Below are 25,256 nucleotides of genomic sequence, written 5' to 3'. Positions count from 1 at the left end.
CTCACCCAGGCCCTCTCCCGCAAGCGGGCGAGGGGACTGAACGAGCAAATTTCTATTAAAGTTTCAGACTGACAAATCACACTGTACGTCACTTTCTCCCGCTTGCGGGAGAAAGCTGGGATGAGGGCAGCCGTTAAAAATCCGCTGGCTGTTTAAACGTCATACTATTGCCGAAGGCTGGATGGGTGATCGTCAGGGACTCCGCATGCAACTGCAAGCGCTCGGCCATCGCTAATGCCTCTTCGTGGGCATAAAAACGATCGCCCAGAATCGGATGACCCAGTGCCAGCAAATGCACGCGCAATTGATGCGAGCGCCCGGTAATTGGCTTAAGCCGCACGCGAGCACTGTTTCCTGCTTCATACTCCAGCACCTGATACTCGGTCTGCGCGGCTTTACCGTTCTCAAAGCACACCATCTGCTTCGGCCGATTTGGCCAGTCACAAATCAAGGGCAGATCGATCAAGCCCTCTTCTGCAGCAGGATGGCCCCAGATGCGGGCGACATAGTACTTAGCAGGCTCCCGCTCACGAAACTGACGCTTTAGCTCTCGCTCCGCGGCTTTATTCAGCGCCACTACGATCACACCGCTGGTCGCCATATCCAGTCGATGTACCGATTCCGCCTGAGGAAAATCACGCTGGATGCGCGTCATCACGCTGTCCTTATGCTCCTCAAGCCGGCCCGGCACGGACAACAAGCCACTTGGCTTGTTCACCACCATAATATGCTCGTCCTGATACAGAATATGTAACCAGGGTTCCAGCGGCGGATTGTAGGCTTCCATCAACATGTCGTAGTGACCCTAAGCGATTATTGGTGCGTCACAACGATCAGACGCAGCGCATCCAGACGCCAGCCCGCATCGCCCAGGCTATCCAGCACCTGCTCGCGATTGCTTTCCAGCGCTTCAACCTCATCATCACGGATGTTCGGGTTAACCGCTTTCAACGCTTCCAGGCGTGACAACTCGGCGCTCAGCTTCTCATCCGCTTCCACTTTCGCGGCAGCGATCAATGCCTGTGCTTCGGGCACAATCATCTTCTCGGCCTGCGTCAGAATCTCGTGCACTTCCTGCTGAACTGCATTAACCAGCTTGCTGCCGGTGTGGCGATTAACGGCATTCAGCTGACGGTTGAAGCTTTCAAACTCCACTTTACCTGCCAGGTTGTTACCGGCACGGTCCATCAGCAAACGTACCGGTGTCGGCGGCAGGAAGCGCGTGAGCTGCAGGCTCTTCGGTGCCTGGGCTTCCACGACGTAAATCATCTCAACCAGCAGCGTGCCCACTGGCAGCGCCTTGTTTTTCAATAGCGACAGCGCGCAGCTGCCGGTATCGCCCGACAGAATCAGGTCGAGACCGTTGCGGATCAGCGGGTGTTCCCAGGTGATAAACTGGGTATCTTCACGTGACAGCGCCTGGTTACGGTTGAACGTCACCGTGCAGCCGTCTTCTGGTAAGCCTGGGAAATCCGGCACCAGCATGTGATCGGAGGGGGTCAGCACGATTAAGCTGTCGCTGCGGTCTTCCTGATTGATACCGACGATATCAAACAGATTCAGCGCGAAGTTGACCAAATCGGTGTCGTTATCCTGCTCGCCAATCGCATTCGCCAGCACTTGCGCCGCTTCACCACCGTTTGAGTTCAACTCCAGCAAGCGGTCACGGCCTTGTTCCAGCTGGGCTTTCAGCGCGTCGTGCTGTTTGCGGCTTTCTGTGATGAACTCATCCAGACCTTGCGGGTTCTCTGGTGCCGCGAGGAATTCAATCAGTTTGCTGTATTCGCTGTCGTAAATGGTGCGGCCGGTTGGGCAGGTGTGCTCAAACGCATCCAGCCCTTCGTTGTACCAACGCAGCAGCACCGCCTGGGCGGTTTTTTCCAGCCACGGCACCAGAATCTGGATATCGCGCATCTGACCGATACGATCGAGACGACCAATACGCTGTTCCAGCAAATCCGGGTTGAATGGCAGGTCAAACATCACCAGGCGACTGGCGAACTGGAAGTTACGACCTTCCGATCCGATTTCTGAGCACAGCAGCACCTGTGCACCTTCTTCTTCAGAAGCGAAGAAAGCCGCAGCGCGGTCGCGTTCCAGAATCGATAACCCTTCGTGGAACACCGCGGCACGGATGCCTTCGCGCTCACGCAACACTTGCTCAAGCTGCAGTGCAGTGGCGGCCTGGGCGCAGATCACCAGCACTTTCTCTTTACGGTTGCTGGTCAGATAGCCCATCAACCATTCAACGCGAGGATCGAAGTTCCACCAGGTGCCACTATCACCTTCAAATTCCTGGTAAATCTTCTCTGGATACAGCATGTCGCGCGCACGCTCTTCAGCACTTTTACGCGTTCCCATGATGCCAGAGACCTTGATCGCGGTTTGATACTGCGCGGGCAGCGGCAAACGGATCTGATGCAGTTCGCGTTTTGGGAAGCCCTTCACGCCATTACGCGTGTTACGGAACAGGACGCGGCTGGTGCCGTGACGATCCATCAGCATGGAAACCAGCTCTTTGCGCGCGTCCTCTTTGCCGTCGCGATCGCTATTGGCGACCTGCAGCAGCGGCTCAATATCTTGCTCGCCGATCAGGTCGTTGATCAGGTTCATCTCTTCTTTGCTGATCGCATGGTCGGCCAGCAGCGAGCTGACGGCATCTGCCACCGGGCGATAGTTCTGCTGCTCAGCCACAAACTGGCTGAAGTCGTGGAAGCGATTAGGATCCAGCAGGCGCAAACGTGCGAAGTGACTCTCCAGGCCCAGCTGTTCTGGTGTGGCGGTCAGCAACAGCACGCCTGGGGTTTTCTCCGCTAACTGCTCAATTACCTGGTATTCGCGGCTGGGTGCATCTTCGCTCCAGGCGAGGTGGTGGGCTTCATCAACCACCAGCAGATCCCATTCGGCATCGGCCAGTAATTCGAGACGCTGTTTATTACGACGCACGAAGTCCAGTGAGCAGATAATCAGCTGCTCGGTTTCGAAGGCGTTGTCACTGTCGTGTTGCGCTTCGGTGTAACGGTCATCATCAAACAGCGCAAAACGCAGGTTGAAGCGGCGTAACATCTCAACCAGCCACTGATGCTGTAAGGTTTCCGGCACCACGATTAGCACACGTTCAGCGCGGCCAGCCAGCAACTGCTGCTGAATGATCATCCCGGCTTCGATGGTTTTACCCAAGCCCACTTCATCGGCCAGTAAAACGCGAGGGGCATGACGGCGACCCACATCATGGGCGATGTGCAGCTGATGGGGGATCAGATTGGTGCGCATCCCGCGTAAGCCGCTGATCGGCAAGCGATACTGCTCACTCTGGTATTTACGCGCGCGGAAACGCAGCGCAAAACGGTCCATGCGGTCGAGCTGACCGGCAAACAGACGGTCCTGAGGTTTGCTGAATATCAGTTTGCTATCCAGCATCACTTCACGCATCACCACGCCGCTTTCTGCGGTATCGAGACGTGTGCCGATGTAAGTCATTAATTCGTTATCGTTACGGACTTCATCGACGCTCATCTGCCAACCTTCGTGGTTGGTGATGGTGTCACCCGGATTAAAAATCACACGCGTGACGGGCGCATCATTGCGGGCATACAGGCGGTTTTCGCCGGTTGCCGGAAACATCATGGTGATCATGCGCGTATCAATCGCCACAACCGTTCCCAGTCCCAGTTCACTTTCTGTATCACTAATCCAGCGTTGACCCAGTGTAAAAACCATATATTTTTAGCTCGACTCTCTGACATGCCATAAAGAAGTTCACCTGTACTCAGGCAATACATCGCCGCCAAACGAGAGTTTGGTCAGATTGTATCTGCGGTGAGAATCAGGAAGGGCGCTATGGTACTGGATGGCAAGGCATTCGTCACCTGTCAAAAAAGCCCCAACTGCCCAGTAATGAGTGTAGCAAAGTCATCGCCAACAAAGGGTAAAATGCCCTCCGCCACCGGTTGTAACTGCTTGGTGACGTAGTGATCGTAGTCTAAGGGCGTGCTGCGTGCTTCCAGCGGTTCCGGGCCAGCTGTCGCCATCACATAGCGAATGGAGCCGCCATTTTGATACTGCAGCGGACGATGTAGTTTCCGATTTTGCTCATCGGCAATACGTGCTGCGCGCACATGGGGTGGCACATTTTTTTCATAATCTTTTAACGCCCGGCGCAGCCGCTTTTTGTAGACCAACTGATCATCCAGTTCGCCCGCCAGCAACTGGGCTACCGTTTCACGGATATACTCTTGCCAGGGCTCGCCACGGAAAATGCGACCATACAAATTTTGCTGGAACTGCTGTGCGAGCGGCGTCCAGTCGGTGCGCACGGATTCCAACCCTTTGAACACCAATCGTTCCGTGCCGTCGGTACGAATCATCCCGGCGTAACGCTTTTTGCTACCTTGCTCGGCCCCGCGAATGGTCGGCATCAGGAAGCGGCTGAAATGGGTTTCGTATTCCAGCTCCAGTGCACTCTCCAGCCCGTAGGTTTGCTGCAGATGCTGCTGCCACCAGCTGTTGACCTGTTCTGCCAGGCGACGGCCAATTGCCGCAGCATCCGCTTCGCTGTGCGCGTTCTTTAGCCAGACAAAGGTCGAATCAGTGTCGCCGTAAATCACATCAAAACCTTCGGCTTCAATCAGTTGACGCGTTTGCTGCATGATGGCGTGCCCGCGCAGGGTGATCGATGACGCCAGGCGAGGATCAAAGAAGCGGCAGGCGCTGGTGCCGAGCACGCCATAAAAGGCGTTCATGATGATCTTTAATGCCTGCGACAAAGGTTGGTTACCCTCGCGCTTCGCGGCTTCACGCCCTTGCCAAATCTGCTGCACAATCGCCGGTAAGCAGTGTGTATGGCGCGAGAAGCGTGCATGGCGGAAGCCGGGCACCGAATCGGCATCATCCGGATGTGCCAGCCCTTCAACCAGACCCACAGGATCGATCAGGAACGTGCGAATAATCGAGGGATAGAGGCTTTTGTAATCCAGCACCAGTACCGAATCATACAGGCCGGGGCGAGAATCCATTACGTAGCCGCCTGGGCTGGCTTCGGGGGCCACTTCACCGAGATTAGGTGCGACAAACCCGGCGCGATGCATGCGCGGAATATAGAGGTGACCGAACGCGGCCACCGAGCCCCCGTGGCGATCCACCGCCAAGCCATTAACGGTGGCGCGTTCCAACAGGAACGGCATGATGGCAGTGTGCTGAAAGATGCGCGTCACCAGCTCGCAGTCTTTCAGGTTGTACTTCGCCAACGCCGGTTTGTCATGGGCAAAACGCCAGTTGATCTCTTCCATGCGCTGCCAGGGGTTATCGATGGCTTTGCCTTCACCGAGCAATTGACGTGACACCGCTTCGAGGCTGAATGAGGGGAAATCCCAAAACGCTGATTTAAGCGCTTCAATGCCATCGATCACCAGCCGCCCTTGGGCCTGGGCGAAAAACACACCCGGTTTGAAACCGTGCTCGCGCCACTCCAGCGCTTGATTTTGTCGGCCTAAACGCAGCGGAATGCCATAACGGTCGGCATGTTTTTGCAGTACGCGTAGGTCAAACTGCACCACACTCCAGCCAATAATTACGTCCGGGTCGTGACGCGCAAACCAGGCATTGAGCTGCTCCAGCAACTGGGGGCGACTGTCCACATAGATCAGGTCGAAATCCAGCGCGCTGGAATCGCCGTTTGGCGGGCCGAGCATGTAAACCTGGCGCTGACCACAGCCTTCAAGTCCGATACAGTAGAGTTCACCGTGCTCGGTGGTTTCAATGTCCAGCGACACCCATTTCAGCTGTGGACGATAATCAGGATGCGGTTTCAGGCGCGCATTGACCACGCTGTCGCCGCGAACGTCACCGCTGAACCACACGGGCGCAGTAATAAAACGCTCCATTAAATAGCGTTCAGGCGGCCGAATATCCGCTTCATAGACGGAGATGCCATTTTCGCGCAGGCGCTTTTCCAGATTTTGCAGCTGGCGGTTGCTGCGGCAATAGAGACCAAATACCGGACGGCGACGAAAATCTTTTAGGGTCAGTGCTTGCAGACGCGTGTGACGCTCATCCGCGATCAGCGCTTCGGTTTGGCTGCGAAACTCTTCCGGAATAAACGCCACGGACTCCTGCGCGGGCAGCACCAGGCGTTGCGGCCCTAGGTCGGTGGCCAGCCACAGCACCACTTCGCTGCCCGTTGGCGTGTCTCGCCAGTGTCGGGTGAGTAGAAAACCTGCGCGCGGATCGGTCACATGAACTCCAGAGAATGAATTACATTGAGTATATCATGGATGTTTATACAGTGTGTTGTTGGCTGAATTGTCAATATTGACGTACAAATCTTGGCTTGACGCTGTGGCGCTGGCTCCGGACAATCCAGCCTCTATATTCCGCAGAGGATAGTTATGGAAGCCTGGATTCAACACCTGTTTACGCAATCGCTGGAGTTCGCCCTCTTTGCCGTGGCACTGGTCACTTTTCTGGAGTCGCTGGCGTTCGTGGGATTGCTGTTACCAGGCACCGTATTGATGGCCAGCCTTGGGGCGCTGGTCGGCAGCGGACAGATTGGCCTTTATCCCGCCTGGGCGGCTGGTTTTGCCGGTTGTCTTATCGGCGATTGGGTATCCTACGGTATCGGCTGGAAGTTTCAGGGGCCGCTGCATCGTTGGAAATATCTGAAAAAGTATAAAGGTTTGCTGGATAAAACCGAGCATGCTCTGCACGAACACAGCATGTTCACCATCCTGGTGGGGCGCTTTGTCGGTCCGACCCGACCACTGATTCCCCTGGCGGCGGGCATGCTGGAGCTGCCGGTACGCAAGTTCCTGCCGCCTAACCTGATCGGCTGTATTCTCTGGCCGCCCGCCTATCTGATGCCGGGTATTTTGGCCGGCGTGGCGATTGATGTGCCGCAGGCTGCGCAAGGCGGTAACTTTAAGTGGCTGCTGTTGCTGGTTGCGGTATTAGTGTGGCTGGGTTGCTGGCTGCTGTGGCGTTGGTATCGCAGTGGCAAAACGATCGATTGGGCGACCAAATATCTGCCGCTCGCCCGTTTGCGTTGGCTGGCCCCGCTGGCGGCAGCCATCGGCGTGGCGGCATTTATTGCCATTCAATACCACCCGATGATGCCGATCTTCCGTCAGTTACTGTGGAAGGTGTTCTTCGCTTAAGGCTTTCTCACGCCAAGGATGGCGGCCGCTTCACTTTCACCGTTGATCAAACTTTCTGTGCTGCCATCCCAGTAAATTCGGCCATCCACTACCACCAGGCTGCGTGGAGCAATCTGTTGCGCATCTTCCAGACTGTGCGACACCATCAGCAACGTAATGTTGCGGCTCTCACACACCGAGCGCACCAGTTGCAGCATCTCACCGCGCAGTGCCGGATCGAGCGCGGAAAAAGGCTCATCCAGCAGTAAGATTGGCTGATTGCGCAGCAGGCAGCGCCCCAGCGCGACGCGTTGACGCTGACCGCCCGACAGCTGATCGGGTAAACGCGTCAGCAGGCTTTGCAAACCGGTTTGTTCGGCAATGGCGGCGATCTGTTGCTGCTGTTGCGGCGTGAGTTTCAGGCCGGGGTGTAAACCCAATCCCAGATTCTGCTGCACCGTGAGGTGCGGGAACAGGTTGTTCTCCTGGAACAGCATCGATACCGGTCGCGCCGAGGGGACGCTGCGCGTGTGATCTACGCCATTCATGATCAAGGTTCCCTGGCTGACGGGCAGGAAGCCGCCCAGCAGACTCAGTAAGGTGCTTTTACCCGCGCCGCTCGGGCCGAGGATTGCCAGGCGCTCACCTGCCTGCGCCTCGAAACGAAAGCGCATCGGCAAGTGTTGATACAGGTAGGTGAGGTTATTCAGTGTCAGCATGGCGACCCGGCAATTTTTCCATCAGAGTAAAGAGTAACAGGCACAGCAATAACAGCAGCAGTGCCGTGACGGCACCATCCTCACCGCGATAGGCCCCAATCTGCTGGAACAGATAGAACGGCAGGGTGCGGAAATCGGCGCTGCCAAACAGCGCGACCACACCGAAATCGCCGATGGAGAGCACGCAGGCAAATGCCAGCGCCTGGGCCAATGGGCGCTTCAGCGCGCGCAGTTCAATCATTTTCAGGCGATTAAATCCGGCAATGCCCAGCGACGCACAGAGCTGGCTGTAACGCATATTGATATCGCGCATCGGGTTTTCCAGCACTTTCATGGCATAGGGGATGGCGATCAACGCATTGGTGAATATCACCAGCCCGTCGGCCCGCTGTGGCAAACCAACCGTGGCGTTGAACAGCAGGAAGAATCCACTGGCCAGCACGATGCCGGGCATCGCCAGAATCAGCATACCGCTCAGTTCCATCGCCTGAGCCGCCACCTTCCGTTGGCGCTGGCGTAATTCACGGCTGCTCCACAGCAGCATCATGGTCAGTATCACGCACAACAGCCCGGCACCGAGCGCGATGCGCAGTGACGTCAAGGTCGCCTGCCACAGCGCAGGTTGTTGTAATGCACCCGCCACGCCACCGCGTAAGCCATCAACGACCACTGCAGCCAGGGGCGGCAGTAACAGCAACAGCGCAAGGGCAATCAGCAAGGTATCGCTGATGCGTGCCTGCCAGGAATCCTGCGGGTCGCGCCAACCGCGAATGTTCTGGCTGCCCATAGGGATGGCTTTGCTGAAGCGCTGGCTTAGCAGCACCAACAGTAAGCAGCAGCCGAGCTGGAGCAGTGCCAGCAGCGCCGCACGGCTGGGATCGTAATCGAAACTCAGCGCCTGATAGATCGCCAACTCCAGCGTGGTGGCTTGCGGGCCGCCACCCAACGCCAGCACCGTCGCGAAACTGGCAAAGCACAGCATAAAGATCAGCGCGGCGGTGGGCAGAATTTGGCGGCGCAACCACGGCCACTCCAGCAGGCGAAACTGGTTCCAGCCACGCAGACCAAGTTGTGCGGCCAGCTGGCGCTGTTCACCGGGAATATTCTCCAGCGCCTGCAGTAGCATGCGCGTGGCCAAAGGCAGATTGAAGAACACATGCGCCAGCAGAATGCCCTGCAAACCATAAGGTGAGAAGCGGTAATCAAAGCCCAACAGAGCACAGAGTTGGGCCAGCCAGCCGCTGCGACCGTAGACGCTGAGCAACCCGAACACCGCGACCAGCACCGGCAGCACCAGTGTCATGGCGCACAGGCGCAGCAGCAGCGTCCGTCCGGGGAAGCGGCGGCGATAGAGCGCCCGCGCAAGCAAAATGGCGGGCAGCACGGAGAACAGAGCCGACAGCAGTGCCTGTTCAAAGGAGAACGCCAGCACATGATGCAGATAACGGTCAGTCAGCAGGGCGCGCCAGTCTGTCACTGGCGCGGCCGTCACCAGCGCGCCAAAGGCCAGCAGCGCCACCGCACAGAGTAACAGTGCGATGGCTGTGCCAGGGATCAGCCAACCGGGCATTATTGGCTAACGGCGCGTTGCCATGCGCTGATCCAATCGGCGCGATGATCGGCAACTTGCGCCGGTGTGAATTGCAGCGCCGTCGCCGGTTTGGACAATGACTGATAACCCGCTGGCAAATCGCTTTTAATCACTGGATACATCCAGTTGCCGGTAGGAATGGTCTGCTGGAAAGCCGGAGAGACCATAAACTGCATAAATTGCTGTGCCAGTTTCGGTTGCTTGCTGCTGGCGAGTTGGGCTGCGACTTCCACCTGCAAATAATGCCCTTCGCTGAAGGAGGCGGCCGCGTAGTTCTCTTTTTTCTCTTCGATGATGTGGTAAGCCGGAGAGGTGGTGTAACTCAGCACCAGATCGCTTTCTCCTTTCAGGAACAAGCCGTAGGCTTCACTCCAGCCTTTGGTGACCGTAACGGTCTTTTTCGCCAGCTTCTGCCAGGCTTCAGGTGCTTGATCGCCGTACACTTTCTGCATCCACAGCAGTAAACCGAGGCCTGGCGTGCTGGTGCGCGGATCTTCATAAATAACGCGCCACTTCTCAGGGCTTTCCACCAGCTCTTTCAGGCTTTTCGGCGGGTTCTTCAGCTTGTTCTTATCGTAAACGAACGCGAAGTAGCCGTAGTCAAACGGAATGAAGGTGTCGTTGTGCCAGGCATCCGGTAACTGGAGTTTGCTGGTGTCCACGGCACTCTTGGCGAACAGGCCAGTTTTCTCTGCGGCCTGCACCAGATTATTGTCGAGACCCAGCACCACATCAGCTTTGCTGTTTTTGCCTTCCATGCGCACGCGGTTGAGCAGTGACACACCATCTTCCAGGGCGACATATTTCAGCTCGCAGCCACATTCAGCTTCAAAGGCTTTTTTAACCGCCGGGCCAGGGCCCCAGTCCGCAGAGAAGGAATCATAGGTATACACGGTGAGTACCGGTTTGGCGGCGAAAGCCGGGGCAGCAACCAGCAGGACCAGAGGCAGGACTTTGTTTAACACTTTGCGCTCCTTGAGGAGAATAATAAGTTCGAGTCGCAAAGGATCTGAGTTAATGGACATCTCAAATCCCTACGCCGGTATTAACCGGATCAGGTTCGACGGGTTTATCTCAGCCCGAAAAGGGCACCCCGTTGAGAACGGCCTAGTTTAGACACTTCTGTGACAGCGTGAAAGCCTCACAACTCCGGCGGCGCAAACCAGGCCGATTTAAAGTCAAACCAGCCGAGCGTGTTCAGGCGCACCCCACGCATACTGCGTTGACCTTCGAGCAGTAACCAGTGGTGAAACAGCGGATGGATGAAGTCATTGTTAACCAGATGTTTGCTCCATTCGGCCAGCGGCAACGTTTTCTGTCGCCACTGTTCAGCATCGGCTTGCCAGTCAATGGGCACACAGTGATGCATCAGCGGCAGCTCGTACAGTTGGGCAAACAGGGCGTAGTCCAGTGGTAACGTAAAATTGACGCTGCCCAGCCAGATGTCGCTTTCACCCGCACCCTCGAACCACGCTTCATAGCTGAGTTCTTGGGTAATCAGCTCAACACCTTGTTCCGCCAGTAGCGGACGTAGCGCATTCGCGATGCCCTCATGTTCGACATGATGGCTGTACCAGCTCAGTGTCAGTTGCGTTAACCCTTCAGGTTTTGTGGCAGGCGTCAGGTCGCGACGATGGTGCCAGCGCGGCAGTAAACCGTACGCTGGAAACCAATAGCGCTGATAGCCCACTCCCGCATGGTTCAGCAGGGCGATGGGATTGAACAGATAGCTGACCCAGCGGCGAAAATGGGCATCGCGCCCACGTTCGGACCGCTGATCGTACAGCAGAAAGTAGCAGCCTTCTTCAAGCCGGCTCTCTTCGGACTTCTCATCCGCGGTTTCACCCTGCAGTTTCACCCCGGCGTACACCAGTTCATCACTGATCTCAGGCAATACCCAAATAGACACATCATCGATTAAGGCGCGATAGCCAAAATAGTCATCCCAGGCGGCGATTTTCAGCTGTGTCTGCTGATTACGCACCACGCTGTAGGGTCCGGTGCCGATGGGTTGGCGTGAAAAATGGCGCAGCGTGGGCCATTCGCGCGGCAGGATCATGGCACTGACGCTGGCCAGCAGCCAGGGCAACCAATCGTCGGGTTGGCTCAGGTGGATATCCAGCGTCCAGGGCGCGGGGGAGTGCAATTTCTCTATGTGGGAAAACAGCGGCTGAGTGCGCACGCGGTCCAGCGAGGCAATGATGTCTTCCATCTCCAGTTCACGACCATGATGAAAGCGAATCGCCGGGCGCAAAAAGAACCGCCAGTGCAGCGGTGAGGTCTGCTGCCAGTGATGGGCGATATCCGGTTCGACTTCCCCCTTTTCCTCATTTACTCGCGTCAGGCCATTGAAAATTTGTCGCGCCAGATGGGTTTCAGAGCGACGCAGCGGCGAGCCGGGCAGCAGATTGGGCAATGGGCGGTAGTAGAGCACGCGCAGGATGTGTTTCCCCTGACGGAAACTGCGCCCAAGGTGGGCGGCAATCATCTGGCGCACCTGGTCCTTGTCACCCACCAGTTGCACCAACTGCTCGATGCGGTCCTGCTCCAGCAGATCCTCGGCGCGCTGCTGCTGGAGTGCCAAACCGGTGTAATTGAAACTTAAAGTGGAGCGTTTACCGCGTCCCGCCTCCGCCTGCCAGATCAGCCAACCAGCTGCCTGCATGGCATTGAGCAGGTTACGCATATGGCGTCGTGAACAGTGTAAAAGATCGGCCAGCTCGCTTAGTGTGGTTTCCTGATCCTGGCCCTGGCAGCTTTGCCACAGGCGGATGAACTGCTGTTGCAGTCGCGCAGAGGACATAAAAGGGGAACTCCTTCTCATAATCGCTCAGTTTTTCCTGCCCCATATTAGAGGCATACTGCCCAACAATGGAAGAGCGGGAGGCATTCAGCAATGAATGGCGCTCTGCCAGCGGTTCTGCCGACGTAGAACCTCTTTCTGAGTAGGGTGCATTTTCACCGCCAGCAGCGTTTTCTCTGCTGGCTTTTTTCGTTTTGCTGTGGAATCTTCTACCCTCTTTTCTGTTGTCCGATTCTCCTCAAAGGGATTTCTGCATGAAATCGCTGTTAACGCGCCAGCGCCGTCTCAATCCGGTTTATCTCTCTTTTATGGCTGTGTCCTTTATGACGGGTGTGGCAGGGGCCTTACAGGCACCCACGCTCAGTCTGTTTCTGACGCGTGAAGTGCAGGTGCGACCGTTTTGGGTGGGATTGTTTTTTACCATCAACGCCATAGCCGGGATTGTGATTAGCCTGTTGATGGCGAAACGCTCGGACAGCCGGGGTGACCGCCGAAATCTGATCCTGTTTTGCTGTCTGATGGCGGTGCTCAATTCTTTATTGTTTGCCTTCAATCGTCACTATCTGACGTTGATCAGCGTGGGGGTATTGCTGTCAGGGCTGGCCAGTGTGGCGATTCCGCAGATCTTTGCCTTGGCACGTGAGTATGCCGATCAGTCGGCACGTGAAGTGGTGATGTTCAGTTCGGTGATGCGTGCGCAGCTCTCGCTGGCGTGGGTGATTGGTCCGCCGCTGTCGTTTGCGCTGGCGCTTAACTACGGCTTCGTGACGCTGTTTTGCGTGGCAGCCGCGATTTTCCTGCTGAGTTTGCTGCTGATCTGGCGCACGCTGCCATCGGTGCCGCGTGTGGCAGCCACACCTGAGCAAGTGCTGACCCAGCTCAGCCCGTGGAAAGACAGCCAGGTACGCATGCTATTCATCGCATCGGTGGTAATGTGGGCGTGTAACACCATGTATATCATCGATATGCCGCTGTATATCAGCGCCACGCTGGGCCTGCCGGAAAAGCTGGCGGGTCTGTTGATGGGAACCGCGGCTGGGCTAGAGATCCCTATCATGCTATTGGCCGGTCACTACGCAAAACGGTTTGGCAAACGCAAGCTGGTGCTGTTGGCGCTGGTGGCGGCCATTCTGTTTTATCTCGGTTTGGTGCTGTTCCATTCGCGCACGGCGTTGATGGTGCTGCAACTGTTTAATGCCGCGTTTATCGGCATTGTGGCGGGGATTGGCATGCTGTGGTTCCAGGATTTGATGCCGGGACGCGCCGGTGCGGCTACCACAATGTTCACCACGTCCATTTCGACCGGTCTCATCATTGCGGGATTGATCCAGGGCACGCTCAGTGAGCGCTTCGGACATGAATCGGTGTACTGGCTGGCGTTGGTAATGGCGATAGTCGCGTTGGGACTGGCGTCGCGCGTGCGGGATGCACAATAAATAAAGGTCGCCATGAATGGCGACCTCAGGGCACATTATACGTAGGGTGCGCATTGATGCGCACCTGTTTATATCAACGTAAAAACGCGGGCTGGCTGGTCTCGTAGTTGGCGATGGACGCTTCGTGTTGCAGCGTCAGGCCAATGCTGTCGAGGCCGTTGATCATGCAGTGGCGACGGAAGCTGTCGATTTCAAAGCTATAGGTCTTATCACCCGCCGTCACCGTCTGCGCTTCCAGGTCCACCGTGAAAGTCACACCCGGCTGCGCGGCAACCAGTTTGAACATCTCATCAACTTCTTCATCGCTTAATTTCACTGGCAGCAACTGGTTGTTGAAGCTGTTGCCGTAGAAAATATCCGCGAAGCTTGGCGCGATCACCACATGGAAACCGAAATCGGTCAGTGCCCAAGGAGCGTGCTCACGGGATGAGCCACAGCCGAAGTTTTCACGCGCCAACAGAATGCTGGTGCCTTTAAACTCCGGTTTGTTCAACACGAAGCTGGCGGTGGGCACGGTGCCTGCGTCATCTTCGAAGCGCCAGTCGTGGAACAGATGCGCGCCGAATCCGGTGCGGGTCACTTTCTGCAAGAACTGCTTCGGGATGATGGCATCGGTGTCGACGTTGGCGGCATCCAGTGGGGCCACAATCCCGGTGTGCTGAGTAAATTTATTCGCCATGGCTTAAGCTCCCTGAGTCAATTCACGAATGTCGGCAAAACGACCGGTTACCGCCGCAGCTGCAGCCATCGCCGGGCTCACCAAGTGAGTACGGCCGCCGCGGCCCTGACGACCTTCAAAGTTACGGTTGCTGGTGGATGCGCAACGCTCGCCAGGGTTCAGGCGGTCGTTGTTCATCGCCAGACACATGGAGCAACCCGGCAGACGCCATTCAAAACCCGCCTCCAGGAAGATTTTATCCAGACCTTCCGCTTCGGCTTGCGCCTTGACTGGACCGGAACCCGGTACCACCATCGCGACAACACCTGGTGCCACTTTACGGCCTTTGGCGATAGCGGCAGCAGCACGCAGATCTTCAATACGTGAGTTGGTGCAGGAACCGATAAACACTTTGTCGATGGCTACGTCGGTCAGTTTGATGCCTGGCTGCAAATCCATATAAGCCAGCGCTTTTTCGGCAGAGGCGCGCTCAACCGGATCGGCGAAGGACTGTGGATTCGGGATAGCCTGATCCACCGCCATCACCTGGCCTGGGTTGGTGCCCCAGGTCACCTGTGGTGCGATATCGGCCGCATTCAGGGTGACAATGGTATCGAATTTGGCATCGCTGTCGGACTTCAGGGTACGCCAGTAAGCCACGGCTTGTTCCCACTGCTCGCCTTTCGGCGCGAACTGCTTGTCTTTCAGATACGCGAAGGTGGTGTCGTCTGGCGCGACCAGGCCGGCTTTCGCGCCCATTTCAATCGCCATATTACACAGCGTCATACGGCCTTCCATGCTCAGCGCTTCAATCGCCGGGCCACAGAATTCCACCACATGACCGGTACCGCCGGCGCTGCCGGTTTTACCGATAATCGCCAACACAATGTCTTTTGCGGTGATGCCCGTGGCAGCTTCGCCCTGAACTTCAATCTTCATGGTTTTGGCACGACCCTGCTTCAGGGTCTGAGTGGCGAAGACGTGCTCCACTTCAGAGGTCCCGATGCCGAAGGCCAGTGAACCGAATGCGCCATGCGTGGCGGTATGGGAGTCACCGCAGACAATGGTCATGCCTGGCAGTGTCATGCCTTGTTCAGGCCCAATCACGTGCACGATGCCCTGGAACGGGTGATTCAGGTCATACAGCTGGATGCCGAACTCAGCACAGTTCTTGATCAGCTCTTGCATCTGAATACGCGCCATCTCACCCGACGCATTGATGTCTTTGGTCTGGGTTGAAACGTTGTGATCCATGGTGGCGAACGTCTTTGACGGCTGGCGCACTTTGCGGCCGTGTGCGCGCAGGCCATCAAAGGCCTGCGGTGACGTCACTTCATGGATCAGATGGCGATCGATGTACAGTAACGGGGTTTCGTTAGGTGCTTCGTGGACGACATGTGCATCAAATAACTTCTGGTATAAGCTTTTCATTTTATTATTTTTCCTCAGCGATGAAACCGGCAATGATGCTGCCCATCTCATCTGTGCTCACGGCTGGGCCGTTGCCGGCCAAATCGCGGGTGCGGTGGCCCGCTTCCAGCGCACGGCTCACCGCACGCTCGATGCTGTTCGCTGCATCATCCGCGTTCAGGCTATAACGCAACAGCATAGAGAGTGAGAGAATCTGGGCAATCGGGTTAGCGATATTCTGGCCGGCGATATCTGGCGCAGAGCCGCCTGCTGGCTCGTACAAACCAAAACTCTCTTCGTTCATGCTGGCAGAAGGCAGCATGCCCATTGAGCCGGTAATCATCGCGCACTCATCTGACAGAATGTCACCGAACAGGTTAGAACAGAGCAGCACGTCAAACTGTGATGGATCTTTAATCAGCTGCATGGTGGCATTGTCGATGTACATATGGCTCAACTGCACATCCGGGTAATCTTTTGCCACTTCGTTGACGATTTCACGCCACATCACGGAGGTCTGCAACACGTTGGCTTTATCAACGGAAGTCACTTTGTTACGGCGCTTACGTGCAGCTTCAAAGGCGTTGCGGGCGATACGTTCAATCTCAAAGCGGTGATACACCTCAGTATCGAAAGCACGCTCGTGTGGGCCGCTGCCTTCACGACCTTTTGGCTGACCGAAGTAGATACCGCCAGTTAATTCGCGCACGCACAGAATGTCGAAACCGCGTGCTGCGATGTCGCTGCGCAGTGGGCAAAACGCTTCCAGACCTCTGTACAGGGCAGCAGGGCGCAGGTTGCTGAACAGCTTGAAGTGCTTACGCAACGGCAGCAGTGCACCGCGCTCAGGCTGACCGGCTGGTGGCAGGTGTTCCCATTTTGGTCCACCCACTGAACCGAACAGAATCGCGTCGGCCTGCTCAGCGCCCGCAACGGTGGCCGGTGGCAGAGGTTCACCGTGACGATCGATGGCGATACCGCCCACGTCATATTCGCTGGTGGTGATGCGCATGTCGAAACGCGCGCGAATCGCATCGAGCACTTTCATGGCCTGCGCCATTACTTCCGGGCCGATTCCGTCGCCGGGCATTACCGCAATATGGTAAGACTGAGTCATAGTTACACCGTTTCCTTCTGATCTTTAAATTTACGCTGCAATTCTTTTTCTACCTGCTTGGCACGCCAGATGTTGTTCAGGGCATTCACCATCGCTTTAGCAGAAGATTCGACGATATCGGTCGCCAGACCTACGCCATGGAATTTACGACCGTTGTAATTAACGACGATATCGACCTGGCCCAGGGCATTTTCGCCGTGACCTTTCGCCGTTAACTTGTAATTCACCAGTTCAGCTTCAAAGCCGGTAATACGGTTGATGGCTTGATAAACCGCATCAACTGGACCGTTACCGGTCGCCGCATCCGCTTTGGTCTCTTCACCACAGCCCAGTTGGACAGAGGCGGTAGCCGTGACGCTCGAACCGGTCTGCACGTTGAACTCTTTCAACTGGAAATATTCAGGCTCTTCGTTCTGCTTATTAATGAAGGCCAAGGCTTCCAGGTCGTAATCGAATACCTGACCTTTTTTGTCCGCCAGCTTCAGGAAGGCATCGTACAAAGCATCCACGTTGTAGTCGGAATCCTTGTAGCCCATCTCTTCCATGCGATGTTTTACCGCCGCGCGGCCTGAACGAGAGGTCAGGTTCAGCTGGATTTTGTGCAGGCCAATAGACTCTGGCGTCAGAATTTCGTAGTTCTCGCGGTTCTTCAACACGCCATCCTGGTGGATGCCAGAAGAGTGGGCGAAAGCACCGGTGCCGACGATGGCTTTGTTGGCCGGAATCGGCATGTTGCAGATCTGGCTGATCAACTGGCTGGTGCGGTAGATTTCCTGATGATGGATATTGGTATGCAGGTTCATGATCTGCTGGCGGGTTTTAATCGTCATGATCACTTCTTCCAACGCACAGTTGCCGGCGCGCTCACCTAAACCGTTGATCGTGCCTTCAACCTGGCGAGCACCGGCCAATACTGCGGCAACCGCATTGCCGGTGGCCATACCTAAGTCATCGTGGGTGTGAACCGACAAAATCGCTTTATCGATATTCGGTACACGTTCGCGCAGTTGGCTGAAGATGTTGGCGTATTCATGCGGCAAGGTGTAGCCAACGGTATCCGGAATGTTGATGGTGGTGGCGCCTGCGTTGATAGCGGCTTCGACCACGCGGCACAAATCGTCGATCGGCGTGCGTCCACCATCTTCACAAGAGAACTCTACGTCGTCGGTATAGTTACGGGCACGTTTAATAGAGGCTACCGCGCGCTCAATCACCTCGGGCAGGGTGCTGCGCAATTTGGTGGCGATATGCATCGGCGAAGTGGCGAGGAAGGTGTGGATACGAAATGCCTCTGCAACGCGCAGTGCTTCGTAAGCGGCATCGATATCTTTATCGACGCAACGCGCCAAAGCGGCAACACGGCTGTTTTTCACCGAGCGGGCGATGGTCTGTACCGATTCGAAATCGCCAGGTGAGGAAATAGGGAAACCGACTTCCATTACATCCACGCCCATACGTTCCAGTGCCAAGGCGATCTGCAGTTTTTCTTTAACACTCAGGCTGGCCTGTAATGCTTGTTCGCCGTCACGCAGAGTGGTATCGAAAATAATAACTTGCTGGCTCATGGTCATCTTCCTTTTGCTTTAACTTCGCCGTTGCGAGCATAAAAAAACCCGCGCATCGGCGCGGGTTTCTTAAACTTCTTCAGGTTCGAATCAGTGATTGATTCCGCCCACAAGTCTACCGCGCAAACTGAATGCGTTTAGTAGTAGACCGAGTAGACGGAAAGAACGGGACATGATTCAAACCTCGTAAATTTTGTGTTGCCCATATTGATACTGGGATTGCGGCGGGAAGTCAACCCTAAGTGAAAGGGTATTTCTTAAGGTGGCTAAGGGCGATCTGCTGTGAATATCTGGCTGTGCAGAGCATTGGCGTTAATTAGCTGCTGCCTGAAGGGGTTAATCATCCTAAAAAATCTTTTAAAAAAGCCAATTAATTTTAAGGTGTTGAATTTTAATTGTTTTTCTTGGTGGTGGATGTGGTGTTATACAGAGCGTTCAGCGCATTGCATAGCACAATGTCATGCGAATACAGTATTTCAAAGTTAATCACGCCAGAAAGTAATTCTCTAAGGAAATTGTGGACTGAGCGGTCAGGCAATATGAAAATCATATTTCTTAGAACACGCTGCAAATAATCGCCAAACCAGCATATTCCTCTGTGGTTGTGCAGTCCGATTAGTTTAATCCTCGCGAGCAATTATCACGCGTCAGTGCCTTTTCTGCCGGATTAAGCTCGCCGTGGCGTCCTGACGTTTGCAGGGCGGGTTTTCTACGGTTATGGTAATCGACCTACTCTTAAAAGAATTCAGGCTGCGTCCCGCCATTATTCGTGGATGCCGCTGGATGTTAAATGGCCTTGCGGCAAGGCATGAATCACGAGGTTTGGTGGGCCCAAATACGTGATGAATAACGCAGCTGCAAGGCCATTTAGCTTCAGCCCTACGGGTCGCATCCCAAAAAGCCGTTCTCATCGTTGTCGGGTTTGGCCATAGGCCCACTATGGCCTTCACCCTCCGCCTTGATAACGGCTTTTTGGGATGTGACGGCACCGCGAATAATGGCGGTACGCAGCCTTAAAGTAGATTCCCTGTACCTGGAAGACAGAAATGAATTCTGTGTTCTGAGCATAAACATAAGATTTTGATCTTAATTGGCGAATAGAGAGCGGTATGCCAGTCGCGCAGGGATAATTCGCGTTGCTGGGTGCTGATCCTCAAGCCTGGAGGCAGAAAATGGAGATGTTGTCAGGAGCCGAAATGGTCGTCCGTTCGTTAATCGATCAGGGCGTTAAGCAAGTATTCGGCTATCCGGGCGGAGCGGTGCTCGATATTTATGATGCGCTGCAAACGGTCGGTGGTATTGACCACGTACTGGTTCGCCATGAGCAAGGCGCAGTGCATATGGCTGATGGTCTGGCGCGCGCAACCGGCGAAGTCGGTGTGGTGCTGGTCACCTCAGGCCCGGGCGCAACCAATGCGATTACCGGTATTGCTACCGCGTACATGGATTCTATTCCGATGGTGATTCTGTCGGGACAGGTACCCTCTTCATTGATTGGTTACGATGCGTTCCAGGAGTGCGACATGGTCGGGATTTCCCGTCCAGTGGTGAAGCACAGCTTCCTGGTGAAAAACGCGGAAGAGATCCCAACCGTGCTGAAAAAAGCCTTTTGGCTGGCAGCAAGCGGTCGTCCAGGCCCGGTGGTGATCGATCTGCCAAAAGATATCCTGAATCCTGCGAACAAATTACCGTATGTCTGGCCGGAAACGGTGAGCATGCGTTCATATAACCCGACCATTCAGGGCCACAAAGGGCAAATTAAGCGTGCTCTGCAAACGTTGTTGGCCGCACACAAACCGGTGATTTACGCCGGTGGTGGCGCAATTATGTCGGGTTGTGAAGCGGAACTGCTGCAACTGGCAGAACAGCTTAACATCCCAGTGACTACGTCGCTGATGGGGCTGGGCGTGTTCCCTGGCACACACCGTCAGTGTGTGGGCATGCTCGGCATGCACGGGACTTATGAAGCCAACATGACGATGCACAATGCCGACCTGATTTTCGGCATTGGTGTGCGTTTTGATGACCGTACCACCAACAATCTGGCGAAATACTGCCCGAACGCCACCATCATGCATATCGACGTTGACCCAACGTCGATTTCGAAAACGGTGAGTGCGGATATTCCGATTGTTGGCGATGCCAAACAAACGCTGTCTCAGATGTTGGAAATGCTGGCGCAAAGCGATGCCAAACAAGAGCTGGATAGCCTGCGTGACTGGTGGCAGACCATTGATGGCTGGCGTAGCCGCAAGTGTCTGGAGTTTGACCGCACCAGTGACAAGATCAAACCGCAGGCAGTTATTGAGACCATCTGGCGTTTGACCAAAGGCGATGCTTACGTCACCTCTGACGTGGGTCAGCATCAGATGTTTGCTGCGCTTTACTATCAGTTCGACAAACCGCGTCGTTGGATCAACTCCGGCGGTCTCGGCACCATGGGCTTCGGCTTGCCAGCGGCGCTGGGCGTGAAAATGGCGCTGCCTGATGAAACCGTTATCTGTGTTACCGGTGATGGCAGCATCCAGATGAATATTCAGGAGCTGTCGACCGCGCTGCAGTACGATCTGCCGGTGCTGGTGCTGAACCTGAATAACGGCTTCCTCGGCATGGTGAAGCAGTGGCAGGACATGATCTATTCTGGTCGCCACTCGCAATCTTACATGCAATCTCTGCCTGACTTCGTGCGTTTAGCGGAAGCCTATGGGCATGTGGGGATTTCGATTGCCCATCCTGCCGAGCTGGAAGAGAAGCTGCAGCTGGCATTGGATACCCTGGCGAAAGGGCGTCTGGTGTTTGTGGATGTGAATATTGATGGCAGCGAGCACGTGTATCCGATGCAGATTCGTGGTGGCTCGATGGACGAGATGTGGTTGAGCAAAACGGAGAGGACATAATTATGCGTCGTATTTTATCAGTTCTGCTGGAAAACGAATCCGGCGCATTGTCTCGCGTGGTGGGCCTGTTCTCTCAGCGCGGCTACAACATCGAAAGCCTGACGGTTGCACCAACGGACGATCCGACACTTTCACGCATGACCATTCAGACCGTCGGCGACGAGAAAGTGCTGGAGCAAATCGAGAAGCAACTGCACAAGCTGGTGGACGTGTTACGTGTCAGCGAACTGGGGCAGGGTGCCTACGTTGAACGTGAAATCATGTTGGTGAAAATCCAGGCGAGCGGTTATGGCCGTGAAGAAGTGAAGCGTAGCGCGGAGATTTTCCGTGGTCAGATTATTGACGTCACACCAACGCTGTACACGGTTCAGCTGGCGGGGACCAGTGATAAACTCGACGCCTTCCTCAACACGGTGCGCGACGTCGCTGAGATCGTTGAAGTGGCGCGCTCTGGTATTGTTGGCGTCTCGCGTGGCGACCGCGTGATGCGTTAATTCCGCCATGTGACCATTGTGTATCAAAGCTAACCCGGCGTAATGCCGGGTTTTTTTATTTTATGCGCTTGTGAGAGCTGCCAGATAAAAGCGGTTGCTCAGCGTAGTTTTCTGCGGTTAGATGTTACAAATGTTTTACCCCTAGCTACACTGCGGACATTTCCGCCAGCCATGGCTAATCAGAATTAAGGTGTCATCGTGAAACTGGATGAAATTGCGCGCCTGGCGGGCGTGTCGCGCACCACGGCCAGCTATGTCATTAACGGCAAAGCGCGGCAGTATCGTGTCAGCGACAAAACCGTTGAAAAAGTGATGGCGGTGGTGCGTGAATACAATTATCACCCCAATGCCGTTGCGGCGGGCCTGCGCGCGGGTCGAACGCGTTCGATTGGCTTAGTTATACCTGATTTGGAAAACACCAGTTACACGCGTATCGCGAACTACCTAGAGCGCCAGGCGCGTCAGCGCGGCTATCAATTGCTGATTGCCTGCTCAGAAGATCAGCCTGATAACGAAATGCGTTGTATTGAGCATCTGCTGCAACGTCAGGTGGATGCGATTATCGTTTCAACCTCACTGCCACCTGAGCACCCGTTCTATCAGCGCTGGATCAACGATCCGCTGCCGATTATCGCGCTTGACCGTGCGCTGGATCGTGAACACTTCACCAGCGTGGTAGGGGCCGATCAGGACGATGCACATGCCCTGGCCGCTGAATTGCGTCAGCTTCCGGTGAAGAATGTGCTGTTCCTCGGGGCGCTTCCGGAGCTATCGGTAAGTTTTCTGCGTGAGATGGGCTTCCGTGATGCGTGGAAAGATGACGAACGTCCTATCGATTACCTCTACTGTAATAGCTTTGACCGTGCCGCTGCTGCCACGCTTTTCGAGAAATACCTCGAAGATCATCCGATGCCGGAAGCCCTGTTTACCACCTCTTTTGGTCTGTTGCAGGGCGTGATGGACGTCACACTGAAACGTGAAGGACGCTTGCCGACTGAGTTGGCGATCGCCACCTTTGGCGACCACGAATTACTGGACTTCCTTGAGTGTCCGGTGCTGGCCGTAGGGCAACGCCACCGCGATGTGGCCGAGCGCGTGCTGGAATTAGTATTAGCCTCGTTGGATGAACCGCGTAAACCCAAGCCGGGATTAACCCGCATTCGTCGAAATTTATTCCGCCGAGGACAATTAAGCCGTCGCACAAAATGAAATCGTGGGCAGAACCCTGCCCGCGTTTATTCATCCCGCAAATATTTTATTGCCAGCGGATTGCGGTAAAAAAGCGTAAATTATCGCCATCTCTGCTAACGAATTAACAGCGCTACATTTTCTTACTTGTTTACATCTTCAACAGTGACGCGTAGCAGAGCTGGCGCGATGCTGCTGGGCTTCCTTTCAGAAATCCCCTAAAATGCAGCCGCTGTCGCATATCATGGGATAATTATCTTTTGCGGTAAAAGCGCTTTATTTTTCACCATTTCTCAAATCGTGAAAATTTTTATTCCAATATTCATTAGGTTAATTTTTTATTTTGCCATTCTTCAGCCGTCATTTCCCTCCACTGAATAATTCTACTTCTTGTAAAGAGTGATATTCACTTGTCGTTGCGGCTTGACAAGGATTTCATAGGCTCCGTAAACTCGTTTCGTGGTAAAAAGTGGGATAAAGTGGTGAAAACGGGTGACTGAGGGGTAAGGCTGGCATGTTCCGTGGGGCAACGTTAGTCAATCTCGACAGCAAAGGCCGACTGGCGGTACCAACGCGCTATCGTGATTTGCTCGTCGCAGAGTCTCAGGGTCAAATGGTGTGCACCATTGACCTCCATCAGCCCTGCCTGTTGCTTTATACCCTGCCCGAATGGGAAATCATTGAGAAAAAACTGGCGCGCTTATCCAGCATGAATCCGAATGAGCGTCGCGTGCAGCGACTGCTGTTAGGGCATGCCAGTGAATGTCAGATGGATAATGCAGGTCGTTTGTTGCTGGCGAATACGCTACGCCAACATGCGAGCCTCACCAAAGAAGTGATGCTGGTTGGACAGTTCAATAAGTTTGAGCTGTGGGATGAACAGACCTGGTATCAACAAGTTAAGGACGATATTGACGCAGAACAGTCAGCTCAGGAGCCTTTATCTGAGCGGTTGCAGGACTTGTCGCTATAGCTATGCAGGATAATTTTAAACACACCACAGTGCTGCTGGATGAGGCGGTTAACGGCCTCAATATCAGGGAAGACGGCATTTACATTGACGGCACTTTTGGTCGCGGCGGTCACTCACGTCTGATCCTTTCGCAGCTTGGCGCGAATGGACAGTTACTGGCGATTGATCGCGATCCGCAAGCCATCGCTGCTGCCGCTGAAATCCAGGACCCGCGCTTTTCGATTGTGCACGGGCCGTTTTCCGCCCTGGCTGACTATGTTGAAGAGCGTGGCCTGACGGGCAAGATCGATGGCGTATTGCTGGATCTGGGTGTTTCGTCACCCCAGTTAGATGATGCAGAGCGCGGTTTCTCATTCATGCGTGATGGCCCACTGGACATGCGCATGGACCCAACGCGGGGACAATCTGCCGCAGAGTGGCTGATGAGCGCGGAAGAGGCCGATATCGCTTTTGTGATTAAGACCTACGGTGAAGAGAAGTTTGGCAAACGCATCGCACGCGCCATTGTGGAACGCAACCGCGAACAGCCAATGACGCGTACCAAAGAGTTAGCCACGGTGATTGCCGCTGCGATGCCAGTCAAAGACAAATTTAAGCACCCGGCAACGCGCACCTTCCAGGCGATCCGTATCTGGATCAACAGCGAACTGGAAGAGATTGATAACGCGTTGAAAGGCGCGATGTCGGTACTGGCACCGGGTGGTCGGTTGTCCATTATCAGCTTTCACTCACTGGAAGATCGCTTAGTGAAACGCTTTATGCGCGATCAGAGCCGAGGCCCACAAGTGCCAGCGGGCATTCCAATGACTGAAAGCCAGCTGAAAGCGCTGGGTGGACGCGAATTGAAAACGCTGGGCAAGCTGATTCCTGGCGAAGCTGAAGTGAATGAAAACCCTCGCGCACGCAGTTCAGTCCTGCGTATTGCTGAAAGGACCGCGACATGATTGGAAACGAGCGACATAGCCTGCCCGGCGTCATTGGGGGTGACTTGCTGCGATTCGGCAAGATCCCGGTGTTGCTGCTGGTTGCGGTGCTGGTGTCCTCGATTCTGGTGGTGACCACCACGCATAAAACCCGTCTGTTGACGGCACAGCGTGAGCAGTTGGTGTTAGAACGTGATGCCCTCGATATCGAGTGGCGTAACCTGATTCTGGAAGAGAATGCGCTTGGCGATCACAGCCGGGTAGAGCGGATAGCAACCGATAAGCTGCAGATGCAGCATGTTGATCCTTCACAGGAAAATATTGTGGTGCAGAAATAAGGAATCGCAGATTT

Annotated in this window: 20 protein-coding genes and 1 riboswitch; of the genes, 8 read left to right on the top strand and 12 right to left on the bottom strand. The window is 55.0% G+C overall.

What is annotated here, in order from left to right; translation table 11 throughout:
- Positions 1–133 precede the first annotated feature (133 nt).
- The 3 genes from rluA to polB form a co-directional block, all read right to left on the bottom strand.
- Complete coding sequence (gene rluA / locus QMZ30_RS05970) at positions 134–793, bottom strand: bifunctional tRNA pseudouridine(32) synthase/23S rRNA pseudouridine(746) synthase RluA (protein ID WP_283226705.1); 660 nt, start codon at positions 791–793, stop codon at positions 134–136.
- Positions 794–813: 20 nt separating this feature from the next.
- Positions 814–3,720 carry an RNA polymerase-associated protein RapA gene (gene rapA, locus QMZ30_RS05965; RefSeq protein WP_283226704.1) on the bottom strand — a complete coding sequence of 969 codons (2,907 nt, stop codon included), beginning with the start codon at positions 3,718–3,720 and terminating at the stop codon, positions 814–816.
- A 152-nt stretch (positions 3,721–3,872) separates the two neighbouring features.
- On the bottom strand, positions 3,873–6,233 hold the full coding sequence (gene polB, locus QMZ30_RS05960) for a DNA polymerase II (protein ID WP_283226703.1): 2,361 nt from the start codon (positions 6,231–6,233) through the stop codon (positions 3,873–3,875).
- Between the two features lie 153 nt (positions 6,234–6,386).
- Here polB and QMZ30_RS05955 point away from each other — a divergent pair, with 153 nt between their 5' ends.
- Complete coding sequence (locus tag QMZ30_RS05955) at positions 6,387–7,151, top strand: DedA family protein (RefSeq protein WP_283226702.1); 765 nt, start codon at positions 6,387–6,389, stop codon at positions 7,149–7,151.
- Here the strand turns inward: QMZ30_RS05955 and thiQ are convergent.
- The 4 genes from thiQ to sgrR form a co-directional block, all read right to left on the bottom strand.
- A complete protein-coding gene (gene thiQ, locus QMZ30_RS05950; protein WP_283226701.1) occupies positions 7,148–7,849 on the bottom strand; it encodes a thiamine ABC transporter ATP-binding protein ThiQ in 702 nt (233 codons plus the stop codon). The genes QMZ30_RS05955 and thiQ overlap by 4 nt on opposite strands.
- Positions 7,833–9,419, bottom strand: a complete 1,587-nt coding sequence (gene thiP / locus QMZ30_RS05945) for a thiamine/thiamine pyrophosphate ABC transporter permease ThiP (RefSeq protein ID WP_283226700.1) — start codon at positions 9,417–9,419, stop codon at positions 7,833–7,835. The genes thiQ and thiP overlap by 17 nt, the downstream gene beginning before the upstream one ends.
- Positions 9,419–10,405, bottom strand: a complete 987-nt coding sequence (thiB, locus tag QMZ30_RS05940; RefSeq protein WP_283226699.1) for a thiamine ABC transporter substrate binding subunit — start codon at positions 10,403–10,405, stop codon at positions 9,419–9,421. The genes thiP and thiB overlap by 1 nt, the downstream gene beginning before the upstream one ends.
- A 48-nt stretch (positions 10,406–10,453) precedes the next feature.
- A riboswitch (TPP riboswitch) is annotated at positions 10,454–10,546 on the bottom strand.
- Between the two features lie 35 nt (positions 10,547–10,581).
- On the bottom strand, positions 10,582–12,243 hold the full coding sequence (gene sgrR / locus QMZ30_RS05935; RefSeq protein WP_283226698.1) for an HTH-type transcriptional regulator SgrR: 1,662 nt from the start codon (positions 12,241–12,243) through the stop codon (positions 10,582–10,584).
- 254 nt (positions 12,244–12,497) lie between these two features.
- On the opposite strand from sgrR, the gene QMZ30_RS05930 reads away from it, so the two are divergent.
- Positions 12,498–13,679 carry an MFS transporter gene (locus QMZ30_RS05930; protein WP_283226697.1) on the top strand — a complete coding sequence of 394 codons (1,182 nt, stop codon included), beginning with the start codon at positions 12,498–12,500 and terminating at the stop codon, positions 13,677–13,679.
- 73 nt (positions 13,680–13,752) lie between these two features.
- Here QMZ30_RS05930 and leuD read toward each other — a convergent pair whose 3' ends face one another.
- From leuD to leuL, 5 genes are all read right to left on the bottom strand, one after another.
- On the bottom strand, positions 13,753–14,358 hold the full coding sequence (gene leuD, locus QMZ30_RS05925; RefSeq protein WP_039329368.1) for a 3-isopropylmalate dehydratase small subunit: 606 nt from the start codon (positions 14,356–14,358) through the stop codon (positions 13,753–13,755).
- A gap of 3 nt (positions 14,359–14,361) precedes the next feature.
- Positions 14,362–15,768, bottom strand: coding sequence for a 3-isopropylmalate dehydratase large subunit (leuC, locus tag QMZ30_RS05920; RefSeq protein ID WP_283226696.1), 1,407 nt, complete (start codon positions 15,766–15,768; stop codon positions 14,362–14,364).
- Between the two features lie 4 nt (positions 15,769–15,772).
- Complete coding sequence (gene leuB, locus QMZ30_RS05915) at positions 15,773–16,864, bottom strand: 3-isopropylmalate dehydrogenase (RefSeq protein WP_283226695.1); 1,092 nt, start codon at positions 16,862–16,864, stop codon at positions 15,773–15,775.
- A gap of 2 nt (positions 16,865–16,866) precedes the next feature.
- On the bottom strand, positions 16,867–18,429 hold the full coding sequence (gene leuA / locus QMZ30_RS05910) for a 2-isopropylmalate synthase (protein ID WP_058971194.1): 1,563 nt from the start codon (positions 18,427–18,429) through the stop codon (positions 16,867–16,869).
- Positions 18,430–18,519: 90 nt separating this feature from the next.
- The gene (leuL, locus tag QMZ30_RS25860) at positions 18,520–18,603 is read right to left on the bottom strand and encodes a leu operon leader peptide (protein WP_153011429.1); all 84 of its coding nucleotides are present in this window, start codon (positions 18,601–18,603) and stop codon (positions 18,520–18,522) included.
- A 998-nt stretch (positions 18,604–19,601) separates the two neighbouring features.
- Between leuL and ilvI the strand changes: the two genes are divergently transcribed.
- The 6 genes from ilvI (at position 19,602) to ftsL (ending at position 25,242) form a co-directional block, all read left to right on the top strand.
- The gene (gene ilvI, locus QMZ30_RS05905; protein WP_039329361.1) at positions 19,602–21,326 is read left to right on the top strand and encodes an acetolactate synthase 3 large subunit; all 1,725 of its coding nucleotides are present in this window, start codon (positions 19,602–19,604) and stop codon (positions 21,324–21,326) included.
- A 2-nt stretch (positions 21,327–21,328) separates the two neighbouring features.
- Positions 21,329–21,820, top strand: a complete 492-nt coding sequence (gene ilvN, locus QMZ30_RS05900; protein WP_008108620.1) for an acetolactate synthase small subunit — start codon at positions 21,329–21,331, stop codon at positions 21,818–21,820.
- Between the two features lie 198 nt (positions 21,821–22,018).
- A complete protein-coding gene (gene cra / locus QMZ30_RS05895; RefSeq protein ID WP_039329358.1) occupies positions 22,019–23,029 on the top strand; it encodes a catabolite repressor/activator in 1,011 nt (336 codons plus the stop codon).
- A 493-nt stretch (positions 23,030–23,522) separates the two neighbouring features.
- Positions 23,523–23,981, top strand: coding sequence for a division/cell wall cluster transcriptional repressor MraZ (gene mraZ, locus QMZ30_RS05890; RefSeq protein WP_039329356.1), 459 nt, complete (start codon positions 23,523–23,525; stop codon positions 23,979–23,981).
- A gap of 2 nt (positions 23,982–23,983) precedes the next feature.
- Entirely contained in the window at positions 23,984–24,925 is a 942-nt protein-coding gene (gene rsmH / locus QMZ30_RS05885) for a 16S rRNA (cytosine(1402)-N(4))-methyltransferase RsmH (RefSeq protein WP_283226694.1), read from the top strand.
- Positions 24,922–25,242 carry a cell division protein FtsL gene (gene ftsL / locus QMZ30_RS05880; RefSeq protein ID WP_039329354.1) on the top strand — a complete coding sequence of 107 codons (321 nt, stop codon included), beginning with the start codon at positions 24,922–24,924 and terminating at the stop codon, positions 25,240–25,242. Before rsmH ends, ftsL begins: the two co-directional genes overlap by 4 nt.
- Positions 25,243–25,256: the final 14 nt, after the last annotated feature.

It is taken from the genome of Pantoea sp. EA-12 (assembly GCF_030053355.1).
Classification (GTDB): Bacteria; Pseudomonadota; Gammaproteobacteria; order Enterobacterales; family Enterobacteriaceae; genus Pantoea; species Pantoea vagans_C.
This window is presented reverse-complemented; position numbering and strand designations above follow the sequence as displayed.